Consider the following 15,994-nt stretch of genomic DNA (forward strand, 5'->3'; position numbering starts at 1 on the left):
AAGCATGTCGCGTTCCGCTGCATGTCAGCGGGACGAAAGGCATATGCGACAACGAAAAGGCGCCTCACGTGGGATCACTGAATCTGAAATCCATCCGCAAGGCCTTCGGCAATCACGAAGTTCTCAAGGGTATCGACCTCGAGGTGAAGGATGGCGAATTCGTCATTTTCGTCGGGCCGTCCGGCTGTGGCAAGTCGACCCTCTTGCGCGTCATCGCCGGTCTTGAAGACGCGACATCCGGCAGTGTCCAGATCGACGGACAGGAAGTGGTCAACACGCCGCCTGCCAAGCGCGGCATTGCCATGGTGTTCCAGTCCTACGCGCTCTACCCGCACCTGACGGTGAAGGACAATATGGGCCTTGGCCTGAAGCAGATGGGCGCGCCGAAGGCGGAAGTCGATGCCAAGGTTGCCAAGGCGTCCGGCATGCTGTCGCTGGAGCCTTACCTCGCCCGCCGTCCGGCCGAACTGTCCGGCGGCCAGCGCCAGCGCGTCGCCATCGGCCGCGCCATCGTGCGCGAACCGAAGCTTTTCCTGTTCGACGAACCTTTGTCCAATCTCGATGCGGCACTGCGGGTCAACACGCGCCTTGAGATCGCCCGCCTGCACCGCAGCCTGAAAGCGACGATGATCTATGTGACGCATGACCAGGTCGAGGCGATGACGCTGGCCGACAAGATTGTCGTTCTCAATGCCGGCCAGATCGAGCAGATCGGTTCGCCGATGGAGCTCTACAACAAGCCGGCAAACACCTTCGTCGCCGGTTTCATCGGTTCGCCGCAGATGAACTTCGTCGAAGCCGGCAGGCTGGGCGAGGGGCAGGTAAAGACCATTGGTATCCGGCCGGAGCACATCACGCTGTCGCGCGAAAACGGCGACTGGAAGGGCAAGGTCATCCATGTCGAGCATCTCGGTGCCGACACGATTCTCTACCTGGAAACCGAGGTCACCGGGCTGTTGACTGTCCGCCTGTTCGGCGAACATCAATATGATGTCGATGACATCGTCTATGCGAGCCCGGACAAGGCGGCGATGCATCGCTTTGGTGCCGACGACCGGGTTTTGCGCTGATTCTGAAACGGGATTGTATCCGAACGTTGACGAAAATTATCGTTCGGTAACGTTTCATTGTGCGCCGCATCATCGGCTTGCGCTGCCTCGGATTTTAACATACGTATCTGTTTGTATAATTGATGCGTCGGTGGTTTTGTCCCGGAAATCCTGCGTATCACATTGATTTTCATGAACTTCCAGCAGCAGCTGATCTCTTTGAAGAAAGACGGTCAGCCGTGCGGCTGGACTTTGCGTATGGAACCAAAGATGCGGATGAACCGACCGATATTGGCTGCAACAGCGGCTGCCCTGATGATTATTTCAGGATGCCAAAAGGAAGACAGCGAGAAGCAGGCGGCTCCGTCGTACCCGCCGCCGCAGGTCTCGGTGATCACAACGAAGACCGAATCGCTGCCGATCACCAACGATCTGCCGGGGCGTATCGCCGCGACCCGCATCTCGGAAGTGCGCCCACGCGCCACCGGTATCGTCATCGAGCGCGTGTTCGAGCAGGGCTCGCATGTGAACGCCGGCGACGTGCTTTACCGGATCGATCCGGCCTCGTTCCAGGTTCAGGTCGAAAGCGCCGAAGGCACGCTGCGCCGCGCCAAAGCCGTCCAGCTGCAGGCCAAGCAGGCGGCCGATCGCCAGGAGCAGTTGAAGAAGTCCGGCGTCGCCACCGGTCAGACCTATGATGACGCGATCGCACAGCTAGCGCAGGCCGATGCCGATGTGGCGATTGCTGAGGCGGGCCTCGCGAGCGCCCAGCTCAATCTGCAATATACCAATGTGACGGCCCCGATCAGCGGCCGTATTGGCCGCGCCCTGATTACCGAAGGTGCGCTGGTCAGCGCCAATGGCTCGGAAAACCTCGCAACGATCCAGCAGCTCGATCCTGTCTACGCCGACTTTACCCAATCCGCGACCGACCTCATTCGCCTGCGCAAGGCGCTGCAGGACGGTGCATTGGCGGGCGACAAGAACGAAGCCAAGGTCAATCTTCTCATGGATGACGGCAGCGCCTATCCGCATGCCGGAAAGCTGCTGTTCTCGGAAGCAGCCGTCGACGAGACGACCGGGCAGGTAACGCTGCGCGGCGAATTTCCCAACCCGGACGGCGATCTCCTGCCTGGCATGTATGTGCGCGTACTGGTCGAGCAGGGCGTCGAAAAGAACGCCATAGCCGTGCCGACCCAGGCCGTGCAGCGCGATACGTCGGGCAATGCGCAGGTCTATGTCGTGAAAGACGACAAGACGGCCGAACTGCGCACCGTGTCTGCCGGTCACGTTCTTGGCGATCAGTGGATCATCCGCGACGGTCTGAAGGCCGGTGAGAAGGTCATTGTCGAGGGCTTCCAGAAGGTTCGCCCAGGCGCGCCCGTTGAGCCGGCGGACTGGAAGTCTGCCGATGCCAAACCTGCAGCCGAAGCGAAGCCTGCCGATGCAAAACCGGCCGACGCAACGCCTGCTGCTGAAAAGACGGGCACGGACGGCGCTGCCGCCAAGCCGGCCGAAGACGCCAAGCCCGCCGAACAGGCGAAGTGAGGATCTGATCGATGCCTAGTTTCTTTATCGACCGGCCGATCTTTGCGTGGGTCGTCGCACTTTTCATCATGATCTCCGGTATCATTGCGCTGCCGTTGCTGCCGATTTCGCAGTATCCGAACGTTGCGCCGCCGCAGATCTCCATCAACACCAGCTATCCCGGCGCGTCGTCGGAGGAAACCTATCAGAGTGTGACGCGGCTCATCGAAAATGAGCTGAACGGCATCGAAGGCATGCAGTATTTCTCGTCCACCTCCAGCGCCGCTGGCAGTGTGTCGATCAGCGTGACCTTCACTCCGGGCACGGATTCAGGCGATGCCTCGATCGACGTGCAGAACCGCGTTCGCCGCGTCGAGGCGCGCCTTCCGGATGCCGTACGCCAGCAGGGCATCGAGGTTGAAGAGGCTGGATCCGGCTTTTTGATGATCCTGGCGCTCACATCCACGGACGGATCCATGGACGCGGTTTCGTTGGGCGATTATCTCAGCCGTAACGTACTCAACGAAGTCCAGCGTGTCGAAGGCGTCGGCCGGGCACAAATGTTTGCGACCGAACGCGCTATGCGTATCTGGCTCGACCCGGACAAGATGCGTGGCCTCAACCTGACGGCCGGCGACATCAATGCAGCGATCACCGCGCAGAATGCCCAGGTTGCTTCTGGCAGCATCGGCGCCCAGCCGAACCCGATCACCCAGCAGATCAGTGCCCCGGTCCTCATCAAGGGCCAGCTCACCTCGGCTGAAGAGTTCGGGGCGATCATCCTGCGTGCCAACCTCAACGGCTCCGCCGTCCGCCTGCGTGACGTCGCTCGCATCGAGATCGGCGGTCAGGATTACAGCTTCTCGACACGCCTGAACGGCAAGCCGTCCGCCGCTATCGGCGTACAGCTGACGCCGACCGGCAATGCGCTTGCTACCTCCACGGCTATCAAGGCGCGTATGGATGAACTGGCAACCTTCTTCCCGGCAGGTGTGGAATATTCCGTTCCTTACGATACGTCGCCCTTCGTGGCGATCTCGATCGAAAAGGTTCTGCATACGCTGCTCGAAGCCGTGGCGCTGGTGTTCCTGGTGATGTTCCTGTTTCTGCAGAACATCCGCTACACCATCATCCCAACGCTGGTCGTTCCCGTTGCTCTCCTGGGTACGTGCGCGGCTATGCTCGCCATGGGCTTTTCGATCAACGTTCTGACGATGTTCGGGATGGTGCTTGCCATCGGTATTCTTGTTGACGATGCGATCATCGTCGTCGAGAACGTCGAGCGCATCATGTCCGAGGAAGGACTGACGCCGAAGGAAGCGACCCGCAAGGCGATGAAGCAGATTACGGGTGCCGTTATCGGCATCACGCTGGTTCTGTCGGCCGTGTTCATTCCGATGGCCTTCTTCCCCGGTGCCGTCGGCGTCATCTACCAGCAGTTCTCGCTGACCATGGTGGTCTCCATCCTGTTCTCGGCACTGCTGGCCCTGACGCTGACGCCGGCACTATGCGCCAGCTTCCTCAAGCAGGTTCCAAAGGGCCATCATCACACCAAGCGCGGCTTCTTCGGCCTGTTCAACCGTGGCTTCGACAAGGCTTCGCACGGCTATAGCGGCTGGGTTGCCGGCATGGTCACGCGAACATGGCGCTTCATGCTGATCTATGTCGTGCTGCTTGGCGGGTTGGCCTATCTGTTCATGCAGCTGCCGTCTTCCTTCCTGCCGGATGAAGACCAGGGCTTCGTCATCGTCAGCATGCAGTTGCCGTCGGAAGCCACCGGAAACCGCACCACCGAGGTTATCGAGCAGACGGAAGCGATCTTCAGCAAGGAACCCGCCGTCGACCGCATCATCGCCATCAGCGGCTTTTCGTTCTCCGGTACCGGCCAGAATGCCGGCCTCGCCTTCGTGACGCTGAAGGACTGGTCTGAGCGTGGGCCAAACGATGTTGCCTCCGTCATTGCGGGGCGTGCATCGGGCGCCATGTCGCAGATCAAGGATGCGATCAGCTTCGCGCTGTCGCCGCCGCCGATTCAGGGTCTTGGCACCTCCAACGGCTTCGAGTTCCGCCTGCAGAATCGCGGCGGGCAGGGATCTGCGGCACTTGCGGCAGCGCGTGACCAGCTTCTGGGCCTTGCCGCGCAAAGCCAGGTCATCTCTGGCGTTCGTGTTGATGGTCTTCCGGATGCGGCACAGGTCAACCTGCTCATCGACCGTGAGAAGGCCAACACATTCGGCGTTGCCTTCGCCGACATCAACTCGACGATCTCGACCAATCTCGGTTCGTCCTATGTCAACGACTTCCCGAATGCCGGACGTCTGCAGCGTGTGACGGTGCAGGCTGACGAGAACCGGCGTATGCAGACGGCCGACCTTCTGAAGCTCAATGTGCGCAACTCAAATGGCGGCATGGTGCCGTTGTCGGCCTTCGCAAGCATTGAGTGGACGAGCGGCCCGACCCAGACGGTCGGCTATAACGGTTATCCGTCCGTTCCGATCAGCGGCCAGGCCAATGCCGGCTATTCCTCCGGTGAAGCGATCACCGAAATGGAACGTCTGTTCGCTCAGCTACCGCCCGGCTTCGGCTATGAGTGGACGGGCCAGTCGCGTGAAGAAATCGCATCCGGTACCCAGGCACCGCTTCTGGTGGGGCTGGCCTGCCTGCTGATCTTCCTGTGCCTTGCAGCGCTCTATGAAAGCTGGAGCATCCCGGTGGCGGTGATGTTGGTGGTGCCGCTTGGCGTCATCGGCGCAGTGCTGGCCGTGACTCTTCGCGACATGCCCAACGACGTGTACTTCAAGGTCGGCCTGATCGCGATTATCGGGCTATCGGCGAAAAACGCGATCCTGATCATCGAGTTCGCCAAGGAGCAGATGGAGGCTGGAAAACCGTTGCTGGATGCCACCATCGAGGCGGCGCATCTGCGCTTCCGCCCGATCCTGATGACGTCGCTCGCCTTTACCCTCGGCGTTTTGCCGCTGGCGATTGCCACGGGCGCCAGCTCGGGCAGCCAGCGCGCCATCGGTACCGGCGTCATGGGTGGCATGATTTCGGCGACCGTGCTGGCGATCTTCTTCGTGCCTGTCTTCTTCGTGTTCATCATGAAGCTGTTCAAGAGAACGACGTTGAAGCCGATCGGTGCGGAAACCGCAGTCACACCGGCAGAGTAATGGAAGCGGCCCGCCGAAAGGCGGGCCTTTTCTTAAGTCAGGAGGCGTCATGCGCAGAACCAAGGCCGAGGCGGAAGAAACGCGCAACAGCATTCTCAGCGCGGCAGAGCGGGTTTTCTTCGAGAAAGGCGTTTCCACCGCGTCGCTCGACGATGTGGCCAAGGCGGCCGGTGTAACGCGCGGCGCGATCTATTGGCATTTTTCCAACAAGACGGATCTTTTCCTCGAGCTTTACAACACCGTAAACTTGCCGCTGGAAGACATGATCGAACGCGATGTCGAGCAGCCAGCTGCCAACGTGCTCTGCTATATCGAAAAATCGGCGGGAGCCTGGCTGGAAGAATTGGCGGCAGACGAGCATCGCCAGCGGATTTTCACCATTCTCCTGCGCTGTCCATATGGTGACGACCTGTTGCCGGTTCTGGAAAAACAGCAGGAGGTCGATGACCGGCATACGGTCATGCTCGATAGCGCTTTTGACAGGGCCCGCACCGAGGGTTTCCTCAGCGGAAGCTGGACACCGCAATCCGCCACAAGGGCGCTGCGCTGGATGATGGAGGGGCTCTGCAGCGAGTGGCTTCTGTTTGGCCGCCGTTTCGATCTGGCGGCGGAAGGCAAGGACGGTCTGAAGCGGCTGTTCAACAGTTTTAGGCAATTCCCGGCAATTGCCGAGACGCCCGCCGTTTCCTGAACGCTTGCGCCGGTCAGTGACCACATAACGGGTTGCCGGCAAAGGGTCCGCGTGGTGCCGATGTCGATTTCCACTTGCCCGACGCACAGGGACCGTAGCGAACCAGCCGTATGTCGCGGCTGCCGTCAGTGCGCTTCGTCCCAATTATGGGCAGCCCGCGCATCGACCTTCAGCGGCACCCGCATGTCGAGCGCCGGCATTGCCGCGTTTTCCATCACCGAGACGACCAGCGGGATGGTTCGCTCGACATCGGCATCCTCGACCTCGAAGATCAATTCGTCATGGACCTGCAGCAGCATACGGGCGCGCTGAGACAGGCCGGCCTGTTCCAATGCCGGCTCCATCTTCACCATCGCACGCCGGATGATGTCGGCGGCCGAGCCCTGGATCGGTGCGTTGATCGCGGCGCGCTCGTTGAAGGCGCGGTGCGAGGGATTGGAGGAACGGATGTCCGGATAGTGTGCGCGGCGGCCGAAGATGGTTTCGACATAGCCGTTTTCGCGGGCAAACGCCTTGGTGCTTTCCATATAGTCGCGAATTCCGGGGAAGCGCTCGAAATACTTCTTGATATACTCGCCGGCTTCCGAGCGTTCGATCGACAGCTGGTTGGCCAAGCCGAAGGCCGATATGCCGTAGATGATGCCGAAGTTGATGGCCTTGGCGCGACGGCGGATCTCGCTCGGCATGCCCTCGACCGGCACGCCAAACATTTCCGATGCGGTCATCGCATGAATGTCGATGCCATCGGCAAAGGCCTGTTTCAGCTGCGGGATTTCGGCGACATGGGCAAGCACCCGCAGTTCGATCTGGCTGTAGTCGGCCGAAACCAGCTTGTGGCCTGGCGTAGAGATGAAAGCCGTACGGATCTTGCGGCCTTCGGCAGTGCGTACCGGAATATTCTGCAGGTTCGGCTCGGAGGAGGAGAGACGTCCCGTGGTCGTGGCGGCCAGCGCATAGGATGTGTGGACGCGCTTCGTCTCCGGATGCACGAAGCCGGGCAGGGCGTCGGTATAGGTGGATTTCAGTTTGGTCAGCTGGCGCCAATCGACGATCTTGCGCGGCAGTTCGTGGCCTTCCAGGGCAAGTTCTTCAAGCACCTGCGCCGAGGTTGACCATTGCCCGGTCTTGGTCTTGGCGCCGCCGGGCAGGCCAAGGCGGCCGAACAGGATATCGCCCAGCTGTTTTGGTGAGCCGATATTAAAGCTCTCGCCGACGAGCGCGTAAATTTCGTGTTCGAGACCGGCGGCACCCTGCGCCAGTTCGCCAGAGAGCCGCGACAGGATCTGCCTGTCGATGGTAATGCCCCGTTCTTCCATGCGCGCCAGAACCGGCACGAGCGGCCGCTCCAGGCGCTCATAGACGGCATTGAGATTCTTGGCAGCCAGGCGCGGTTTCAGCACCTGCCAGAGCCGCAGCGTCACATCGGCATCCTCAGCCGCATAAGCGGTAGCCTTTTCGATGTCGACATAATCGAAGCTGACGGCAGATTTGCCGCTGCCTGCAACATCCTTGTAAGGGATCGGCTGATGGCCAAGCCACTTTTCCGACAGCGAATCCATGCCGTGCGTACCGGCGCCGGCATCGACCACATAGGACATCAGCATCGTATCGTCGAAACTGACGATACTGACGCCGTGGCGCTTCATCACTAGGTAGTCGTATTTGAGATTCTGGGCGATCTTGAGGACCGATGGGTCTTCCAAAAGGTCCTTCAGCCGCTCCAGCGCGGCTGCGGCCGGAATCTGGTCCGGAGCGAGCTTCACCCCATCGCTGAAAAGATCGTTGCCGCCGGTCTTGTGGATCAGCGGCACATAGGCGGCGCGAATATCGGTGCCCGACGGGTTCTTGCTGTTGTCAGCGATGGCGAGAGAGAAGCCTACGAGTTCCGCCTGCATCGCGTCGAGCGACGTGGTTTCGGTATCGAAGGCCACAATGCCGGTCTCGCGGGCAGCCGCAATCCAGGCGTCGAGCGTCGCCAAATCGCGGATAGCCACATAGCCGCTGTGGTCGATCTTGGCCGTTGCAAAAAGTTCTGCACGGCCCTGCGCCAAAGCCTGCGGTGTCGCAGCCAGCGGCCCGTTGTCGGGGATGGCGCCCAGAGATGCCGCCGCAGCCGCAGCACTCCCAGCCGCCGATGATTTCGCGGACGATAAGGCGGACGGGGAAGACGGGGAGGCGAGTTCGCCTTTGTCGAGATCCGGTCCATGCGCCTGCGCGCCCCATTCAACCGGGACGGTTGCCGGCTCGACTGCATCCGCATCCGTCTCGGTCGCCGCCGCGACCCGGCGGGTCAGCGTGGTGAATTCCATGGTCTTCAGGAAGGCGACGAGTTTTGGTCCGTCCTGCGCATGCAGCTCGAAATCGTCAAGCGGCACGTCGATCGGCGTGTCGGTCTTCAGCGTCACCAATTGCCGCGATAGCCGCGCAAGCTCGGTATTGGCGATGATGTTTTCGCGGCGCTTCTGCTGCTTGATTTCACCGGCGCGGGCAAGCAGAGTTTCAAGGTCGCCGAATTCCTCCAGCAGCTGCGCCGCCGTTTTCGGTCCAATACCGGGAATGCCGGGCACGTTGTCGGTACTGTCGCCGGTCATCGCCTGCAGATCGATCATTTTTTCCGGCGGCACGCCCCATTTCTCGATCACTTCCGGGATCGAGATCTGCTTGTCCTTCATGCTGTCATACATCGACACATTGGCGGTGACGAGCTGCATCAGGTCTTTGTCGGACGAGATGATCGTTACATCGGCGCCCGTTGCCTCCGCCATCCGTGCATAGGTGGCGATCAGATCGTCGGCCTCAAAACCTTCCTTTTCGATGCAGGGCAGGTTGAAAGCGCGTGTTGCATGCCGGATCAGCCCGAATTGCGGAATCAGATCTTCCGGCGGCGCTGTGCGGTTCGCCTTGTACTGGTCGTAGAGTTCGTTGCGGAAGGTCTTCGACGAATAGTCGAAAATCACCGCAAAATGGGTCGGTGTTACCCCAACGGACGTGTCGCGCGCATCGGTCAAAAGCTTCCACAGCATGTTGCAGAAACCAGAGACGGCATTGACCGGCAGGCCATCCGATTTGCGGTTGAGCGGCGGGATGGCGTGGAACGCCCGGAAAATGAATCCGGAGCCGTCGACGAGGAAGAGATGATCACCTTTTTTCATGGCGACAAGGGATAGCGCGGGCCGCGATGGCCGTCCATATTTCATTCCCGAGCGGCGAGAAATTTTAACCGGTTGCTTGACGTTTTGCCGCTGAATTGTGTGGCAGAGGCCCTGCTCTTCAAAGGCGCGCGGCAAGCTAATGACCTGCCGCGCGCTTTTTGTCAGCCGCGCTGGGAGTCGAGCTGCTCGTGGTCGGTCACGACCTGTTGAGCCCGGGCGTAGCTTTCGATCAACAGCTGATAGGCCGGGAAGATCTTGGTGTAGATTTCCGCCCAATCCTGTGCATCGTCACGGTGCCAGGTCTTCTGCAACTCCGAGGCCACAGCGGCCATGTCCATCGGCACGACACCGGCCTGGACGACACGTGCGAGCGTGATCTCCTCGGCCATTTTCGAATAGGTGCCGGATGCGTCGATCACCGCAAAGACCTTGTAGCCGTCATGAACCGCGGCGATCGCCGGAAAAGCCATGCAGACGCTGGTGATGGTGCCCGCGATGATCAGTGTCTTGCGCCCCGTCGCCTTCACGGCGGCGACGAAATCGGCATTGTCCCAGGCGTTGATCTCACCCTTGCGGGCGATGTAGGTCGCGTGCGGGGCGTTGGCGTGGATTTCGGGGATCAGCGGGCCGTTCGGGCCTTGCGGGACGGAGGCCGTGGTGATCACCGGCATCTTGCAGAGCGTGGCCATCTTGGCCAGCGCAGCAGCGTGGTTTCGCAGGACCGGCATCGGCATGTCGCCGATGGTCTGGAAGAGGCCGCTCTGGTGGTCGATCAAAAGCATCACGGCGTCGTCGGCATCGATCACCGGTTTCTGGCCGTTGAAGTTTGCGATGGTATTTGGCGTTGTCATGGAAAAGTCCTTTCGGGGATGTTGGGTGGGTTCAAGCGTAGCGTTCAGTCGGCCTTGTCGTATGAAAACTGGATGCCGGCGGTTCCTCCGGTTTCGATGAACAGGTTCATGAAGGCGGGTACGGTAGCGGAACGCTGCCAGTCGCGCTGCAGCTCGCAGAACAGCTGGGGCACGCTGATCATCTGGCCGCCCGCCTGCTCGATGCGGCGAAGAGCGGCTTCATGCGCCGCGACCGATGTGCCGCCGACGGCATCGATGGGAACATAGACCTCGTAACCTTCCTTGAGCGCATCGAGCGCCGGGAATGTCAGGCAGGCCTCCGTCCAAAGCGCCGTCATGATCAGCTTTTTGCGGCCGGTCTTCTCAACGGCCTGTCTGAATTCCACATCCTCCCACGAGTTGATCGTGGTGCGATCATAGGTCGGATATTCGCGTAGAACCTTGCTGACTTGCGAGATCGGCGGTTTGTTGAGGCCGGTCTTGACGTTGACGGTCGAGTGCACGATCGGCAGACCGTAGGCGACTGCGGCCTTGGCGGCGCCGGCAATGTTATTGACGAGCAATTGCCGGTCCATGGAGGCGATCGAGTTCACCTGCACAGGTTGATAATCGATGATGATAAAGGCGGAATTCTGCGGTGTGAGCAGGTGATCACGGGCGGGATCGCGGATCGTTTCGCTGGTCATGGCTTGTTTCCTTCCGTTCAAGGCTCGCTTTATAATTTGAAGGCTTTGCCTTCATCGCCCGGGGTGCGAGCCGTTTTTCCCGATGGGCGAAATGGTAGGCGACGTGTCAGGACGAAAATACTGCCGCAACGGCAATGGCGGTAGACCGGCATTTCGGATTGCTCTGTCCTGAAAACAGGACAATCAAGTTCAGGCAGGACTTAACGACCTTGGTTCGTTGTCTTTCTGATCGAACAGGGCAGCTTACTGCCGCCGCTCGAAAACTCGGCAAGCGGAATCCAAGCTTAACCGGTGCATAATGCGGTTGGAAGAGCGCCCCCGGGGTTCGTCTCATCCAGCATTGCGACAGGCTATTTGCGGTGACACTGCGTTTTGCAGCGCTTCGTGGCGGCAGCGACCGCCAGTTCCCGGCATTCATGGTCAGAGACGATATGCACGCGGGCAGGCTGGTGTCTATCCTACCCGATTGCGCTCGAGGGAGGGGGTCATTCACACAGCCTTTGCACGGGCTACCCTCCTCGGCGTGCGATTCCGGATTTCCGTACAGACGAATATTGCAAGTTCAATCGATTGCAGGCTTCCAGCAAGCCGCCTCATCGAGACAGACGGTGAGTGGGAATGTGGCGGCTTCTGGTCGCTGACACAGCCGGTTTCGAGGAGCATGGACATTCGCAAAAGAAAAAGTGAGGGCCCTCACAGGAACGTTACCAATTTGTAATGCGCCGGGTCGCAGGAGTCCCTTGAAAAGCCACATTTGGCACCACAAATGATAACCAACGGCACCTGAACGCGCCGTCATCTGGTCCAAGGCCTGTCCCCCGCCGAAGTCAGATGTAAGGACAAAGGCCTATCCCCCTCTCCGGGCCTTTGTCCAATTCATAACAAAAACCGCCGTGGCCCCGCCTCCGCCATGGCGGTTTTTGTATGTGCTTAAGGCAAGCATCACATCCGTGTGAAATCGTGTTGCCTGCCGGTCCATCGCCCGCAATGTAACTTGTGTTCCAGCTTGGGGAGAGGTACCCATAGACATGGCCTTCGACCGTATGGATTCAGCAACATACCTGTCCAGCCTTCTGGCGAAAAGCTTCTCCCGCGCCCTGCAGGAGAGAGGCCAGAAACTCGGCTTTGCACCCGGTCAGTTTCCGGTTCTCCTGGAGTTGTGGAGCGAAGAGGGGCTGACTCAGAAACAGTTGCTCGACCGCCTCGATATCGAGCAGGCAACGATGGCCAATACTCTGGCGCGGATGGAACGGGACGGATTGGTCCTGCGCAAGAAGCACCCGACCGACAGGCGCGCGCAGCAGATTTTCCTGACCACCAAGGCCAGGGAAATGGAGGAGGAGGCAAAAGAGGCAGCACTTGCCGCAGATCAATCCCTGTTATCCGGTTTTCGCCATTTCGAGCGGGAACTCATGCTCGAATATATGCGTATGGCGATCGCCAATGGTGCGCAGAACTGACACCTTTTTCCGTTCTGGCATGATGATCATCTTCAATCAAAGTATTTGCTGAAAGCGTCGCCAGTCCTTGCCGACTGCGCCGCGCATCATCTCCTGACGCGTGAGGCCGCTGCAGCATTTAACTTGCTGCAAAACTCTCCCTTAAATCGATTCCGATTTACGGAATTATGCAGTAGGTTCCGCCGCGACAACAAGGATTCCGACATGACAGACACGGCCAGCATTCTCACCCGCGCAGACCACAATCTCCCAAAAAGCTTGGAGCGGCTTTTCGATCTGGTCCGCATCCAGTCGATCTCCACCGATCCGGCCTTCAAGGCGGAATGCCGCAAGGCGGCGGAATGGCTGGTCGCCGAATTGACCAGCCTGGGTTTCGAAGCATCGGTGCGTGACACGCCCGGTCATCCGATGGTGGTTGCCCATCACGCGGCCGGCAAGGCCGGTGCGCCGCACGTGCTGTTCTATGGCCATTACGACGTCCAGCCGGTCGATCCGCTCAATCTCTGGGACACCGCTCCATTCGAGCCATCGATCAAGGAACTGGATGGCGGCCGCAAGGTCATCACGGGGCGTGGAACGGCTGACGACAAGGGCCAGCTCCTGACCTTCATCGAGGCCTGCCGCGCGTTCAAGGATGTCAACGCTGCGTTGCCCTGCGAAGTCACCATTCTGTTCGAGGGTGAGGAGGAATCCGGTTCGCCATCGCTGAAGCCCTTCCTGGAAGCGAACGCAGCCGAACTGAAGGCTGACTACGCGCTGGTGTGCGATACCAATATGTGGGACCGCGATACACCGGCGATCTCTGCTGGCCTGCGCGGCCTCGTCGGTGAGGAGATCGTCATCACCGCCGCCGACCGTGATCTGCATTCCGGCTATTTCGGTGGTGCAGCCGCCAATCCGATCCATATCCTGTCGCAGGTCCTTGCCGGGCTGCACGATGAGACGGGCCGCGTCACGCTGGACGGTTTCTATGAAGGCGTCGAGGAAACGCCGACGCAGATCAAGGCCGCCTGGGACACACTGGGCATGACGACGGAAAAATTCCTCGGCGAAATCGGCCTGTCGATCCCGTCGGGCGAAAAGGGCCGTTCGGTCATGGAACTGACCTGGGCCCGGCCGACGGCCGAGGTCAACGGCATCTGGGGTGGTTATACCGGCGAAGGGTTCAAGACCGTGATCGCGGCGCAGGCGTCCGCCAAGGTTTCCTTCCGCCTCGTTGGCGCACAGAGCCCTGAAAAGATTCGAGCCGCATTCCGCGCCTATGTCACTTCGAAAATCCCCGCCGATTGCTCGGTGGAGTTTCACAAGCACGGCGGCTCTCCGGCGATCCAGCTGCCTTACGACTCGGCGCTTCTGAACACGGCAAAATCGGCTCTTTCCGATGAATGGCCAAAGCCTGCGGTTCTGATCGGCATGGGCGGCTCGATCCCGATCGTCGGCGATTTCCAGAAGATGCTCGGCATGGAATCGCTGCTGGTGGGTTTTGGCCTTTCGGATGATCGCATTCACTCGCCGAACGAGAAGTACGAGCTTCAGTCTTTCCACAAGGGCATCCGTTCGTGGATCCGGATTCTCGACGCGCTCGCGGTTTAAGTGCCAACGTTAACGGTTAGCACCCTTGACCGGGCCGGTCGGGGGTGTTCTTTTCGTGCAGATGACATTTTGCCAGCTACAGAATTCAAGAATAATAGCCTCATGAAAACGGTACGCAAACTCGCTTGGCCGTTGATAGGTCTCGCCGCGATCGTGTTTTCGCTTTATGGTCTCTATCATGAGCTTCACGGCCTTTCGGCCGCCGATTTCATGGCGAGCCTGGAAGCGGTATCGCTGAAAAGCTGGTTGTTGGCCGGAGCTGCGACGCTGGCCGCCTATGCGGCGCTGGCGGCCTATGATCACCTGGCGCTCGAGCATCTCGGCCACAAAATATCGCTCTGGTTCATTACCGTGTGTTCCTTTACGGCCTATGCGCTGTCGCATACGGTCGGCGCCTCGGTCTTTTCCGGCGCTGTCGTGCGCTACCGGGCCTATGGATCGAAGGGGCTCACGGCCGGAGAGACCGGCATTCTAGTCGCCTTCTGCTCGTTTACATTCGCGCTCGGCACGCTGATGCTCGCAGCCATCGTGCTTTTGGTCGAGCCCGAAATTACCGCCCGTTTCGCCACCTTCCTGCCGATCGGCGCGTCCATTTCCACCGGTCTGATCATTCTGGCGCTGATTTCACTTTACATCGTCGGCAGCCTCGTCGGGTTCCAGCCGCTCCACACCCGCTGGTTCCGGCTGGAATATCCGAAACCTTCATTAGCGTTGCGCCAATTGGTGATTGCTCCCGTCGAATTGATCGCAGCCGCTGGCATCATCTATTTCGCCCTGCCCGAAGCCGGAAACCCAGGTTACATGGTGATTCTCGGAGTGTTTCTGGCCTCGTTTTCCGCAGCGCTTCTCTCCCATGCGCCAGGCGGTCTCGGCGTGCTGGAGCTGGTGTTTATCGCCGCACTGCCTGAAATGGACCCGGCCGGGGTTCTCGCAGGGCTTGCCATCTTCCGCCTGTTCTACCTGATCGTTCCATTTCTGATTGCGCTCACCGTCGTGGTGATTTTCGAACGGGGACAGTTCCTTGCCGGCCGCAAGGCCGAGGCTGGCGAAAAAGACGGTGCCTGAGCTTGGCCTGCCCTATGAGGGCGAGTGGCAGATTTTTGGCAGCGCTTTTTCCAGGGGCCCCGCAACCTTCTCAAGCTCGGCGCTCTCGATATGCAGTGGTGCGAAGGGCGGCTCCTGAATGGCGGCATTGACGATACGGGTGATGTAGCAGCCAGCGAAGATTTTTTCGTTGCCGCCTTTCTCCGTGGATTTGATCGCCACCGGAACAGGAGCATAGATACTGCCGGCAGCCCCCTCCTGCGTCACGGAGCCGATCAAGACCTGAAGGTCCACAGTCTTCTCATAGCCCTTCACGAACGTTTCGTAGCTATCGACCGGATCGCTGAAATAGCTGTAGGCGCGGGCATATTCATGGCGATTGATGGCATTGTACAGCGAGCGGACGAGAGCGGGGCCATCCGAGCGGTCGTCGATATAGGCCGCCTGATCCTGGGCGCCGACGTGAACGGCAGACCCTGCTAGGGCTACAGCCGTCGAAAGGGAAATGAGAATGGCTTTCATGCACACGACTCCTGTTGTTCACAGGGAGTTTCGATGCGGGTAAGGCGATTTGAAGGTGCAGCCTAGCATTAGCCGCAAAAAACCGCGCCGCCAAAAGCCGGGTGCTGCAAAAAGCCGGGGTGCTGCAAAAGGCATGACCCCAAAAAACAAAAAGGCCGGGAGAACCCGACCTTTCACAACACGCTTCGACACTCCTGCCAGTACATCCGTGGTCAACCGCGGAAGCGCATTTCTCCGGCGCGCATAATC

General features: G+C 59.8%; 11 protein-coding genes. 7 read left to right on the forward strand and 4 right to left on the reverse strand.

The window, feature by feature from the left end:
- Positions 1-68 precede the first annotated feature (68 nt).
- The 4 genes from ACP7BS_RS24045 to ACP7BS_RS24060 all read left to right on the forward strand — a co-directional run bounded on the left by ACP7BS_RS24045 (position 69) and on the right by ACP7BS_RS24060 (position 6,437).
- Positions 69-1,070: an ABC transporter ATP-binding protein gene (locus ACP7BS_RS24045; RefSeq protein WP_426240111.1), complete on the forward strand. Its 1,002-nt coding sequence runs from the start codon at positions 69-71 to the stop codon at positions 1,068-1,070.
- A 237-nt stretch (positions 1,071-1,307) separates the two neighbouring features.
- Entirely contained in the window at positions 1,308-2,597 is a 1,290-nt protein-coding gene (locus tag ACP7BS_RS24050) for an efflux RND transporter periplasmic adaptor subunit (RefSeq protein WP_426240112.1), read from the forward strand.
- 11 nt (positions 2,598-2,608) lie between these two features.
- The gene (locus ACP7BS_RS24055) at positions 2,609-5,746 is read left to right on the forward strand and encodes a multidrug efflux RND transporter permease subunit (RefSeq protein WP_426230818.1); all 3,138 of its coding nucleotides are present in this window, start codon (positions 2,609-2,611) and stop codon (positions 5,744-5,746) included.
- A gap of 49 nt (positions 5,747-5,795) precedes the next feature.
- On the forward strand, positions 5,796-6,437 hold the full coding sequence (locus ACP7BS_RS24060) for a TetR family transcriptional regulator (RefSeq protein WP_426230819.1): 642 nt from the start codon (positions 5,796-5,798) through the stop codon (positions 6,435-6,437).
- A gap of 125 nt (positions 6,438-6,562) precedes the next feature.
- Here ACP7BS_RS24060 and polA read toward each other — a convergent pair whose 3' ends face one another.
- The 3 genes from polA to ACP7BS_RS24075 form a co-directional block, all read right to left on the reverse strand.
- Positions 6,563-9,589, reverse strand: coding sequence for a DNA polymerase I (polA, locus tag ACP7BS_RS24065; RefSeq protein ID WP_426240113.1), 3,027 nt, complete (start codon positions 9,587-9,589; stop codon positions 6,563-6,565).
- 161 nt (positions 9,590-9,750) lie between these two features.
- Positions 9,751-10,440 (reverse strand): hydrolase, encoded by a 690-nt coding sequence (locus tag ACP7BS_RS24070; RefSeq protein WP_426230821.1) that lies wholly within the window; start codon positions 10,438-10,440, stop codon positions 9,751-9,753.
- 44 nt (positions 10,441-10,484) lie between these two features.
- The gene (locus ACP7BS_RS24075; protein WP_426230822.1) at positions 10,485-11,126 is read right to left on the reverse strand and encodes a hydrolase; all 642 of its coding nucleotides are present in this window, start codon (positions 11,124-11,126) and stop codon (positions 10,485-10,487) included.
- A gap of 1,028 nt (positions 11,127-12,154) precedes the next feature.
- Between ACP7BS_RS24075 and ACP7BS_RS24080 the strand changes: the two genes are divergently transcribed.
- The 3 genes from ACP7BS_RS24080 (at position 12,155) to ACP7BS_RS24090 (ending at position 15,244) form a co-directional block, all read left to right on the forward strand.
- Entirely contained in the window at positions 12,155-12,586 is a 432-nt protein-coding gene (locus ACP7BS_RS24080) for a MarR family winged helix-turn-helix transcriptional regulator (protein WP_426230823.1), read from the forward strand.
- A gap of 204 nt (positions 12,587-12,790) precedes the next feature.
- Positions 12,791-14,179 carry a M20/M25/M40 family metallo-hydrolase gene (locus tag ACP7BS_RS24085; RefSeq protein WP_426240114.1) on the forward strand — a complete coding sequence of 463 codons (1,389 nt, stop codon included), beginning with the start codon at positions 12,791-12,793 and terminating at the stop codon, positions 14,177-14,179.
- A gap of 102 nt (positions 14,180-14,281) precedes the next feature.
- A complete protein-coding gene (locus ACP7BS_RS24090; protein WP_426240115.1) occupies positions 14,282-15,244 on the forward strand; it encodes a lysylphosphatidylglycerol synthase domain-containing protein in 963 nt (320 codons plus the stop codon).
- A gap of 12 nt (positions 15,245-15,256) precedes the next feature.
- On the opposite strand, the gene ACP7BS_RS24095 is transcribed toward ACP7BS_RS24090, so the two are convergent.
- The gene (locus ACP7BS_RS24095) at positions 15,257-15,745 is read right to left on the reverse strand and encodes a hypothetical protein (RefSeq protein ID WP_426240116.1); all 489 of its coding nucleotides are present in this window, start codon (positions 15,743-15,745) and stop codon (positions 15,257-15,259) included.
- Positions 15,746-15,994 lie beyond the last annotated feature (249 nt).

Origin of the sequence: Pararhizobium sp. DWP1-1-3 (assembly GCF_049896125.1) — a bacterium.
In the GTDB taxonomy this organism is placed as follows: Bacteria; Pseudomonadota; Alphaproteobacteria; order Rhizobiales; family Rhizobiaceae; genus Pararhizobium.

Coding starts and splice junctions, on each gene's coding strand:
- ACP7BS_RS24085 (WP_426240114.1), top strand. CDS start 12,791: ATGACAGACACGGCCAGCATTCTCACCCGCGCAGACCACAATCTCCCA.
- ACP7BS_RS24070 (WP_426230821.1), bottom strand. CDS start 10,440: ATGACAACGCCAAATACCATCGCAAACTTCAACGGCCAGAAACCGGTG.
- ACP7BS_RS24090 (WP_426240115.1), top strand. CDS start 14,282: ATGAAAACGGTACGCAAACTCGCTTGGCCGTTGATAGGTCTCGCCGCG.
- ACP7BS_RS24075 (WP_426230822.1), bottom strand. CDS start 11,126: ATGACCAGCGAAACGATCCGCGATCCCGCCCGTGATCACCTGCTCACA.
- ACP7BS_RS24095 (WP_426240116.1), bottom strand. CDS start 15,745: ATGAAAGCCATTCTCATTTCCCTTTCGACGGCTGTAGCCCTAGCAGGG.
- ACP7BS_RS24055 (WP_426230818.1), top strand. CDS start 2,609: ATGCCTAGTTTCTTTATCGACCGGCCGATCTTTGCGTGGGTCGTCGCA.
- ACP7BS_RS24050 (WP_426240112.1), top strand. CDS start 1,308: ATGGAACCAAAGATGCGGATGAACCGACCGATATTGGCTGCAACAGCG.
- ACP7BS_RS24080 (WP_426230823.1), top strand. CDS start 12,155: ATGGCCTTCGACCGTATGGATTCAGCAACATACCTGTCCAGCCTTCTG.
- ACP7BS_RS24060 (WP_426230819.1), top strand. CDS start 5,796: ATGCGCAGAACCAAGGCCGAGGCGGAAGAAACGCGCAACAGCATTCTC.
- polA (WP_426240113.1), bottom strand. CDS start 9,589: ATGAAAAAAGGTGATCATCTCTTCCTCGTCGACGGCTCCGGATTCATT.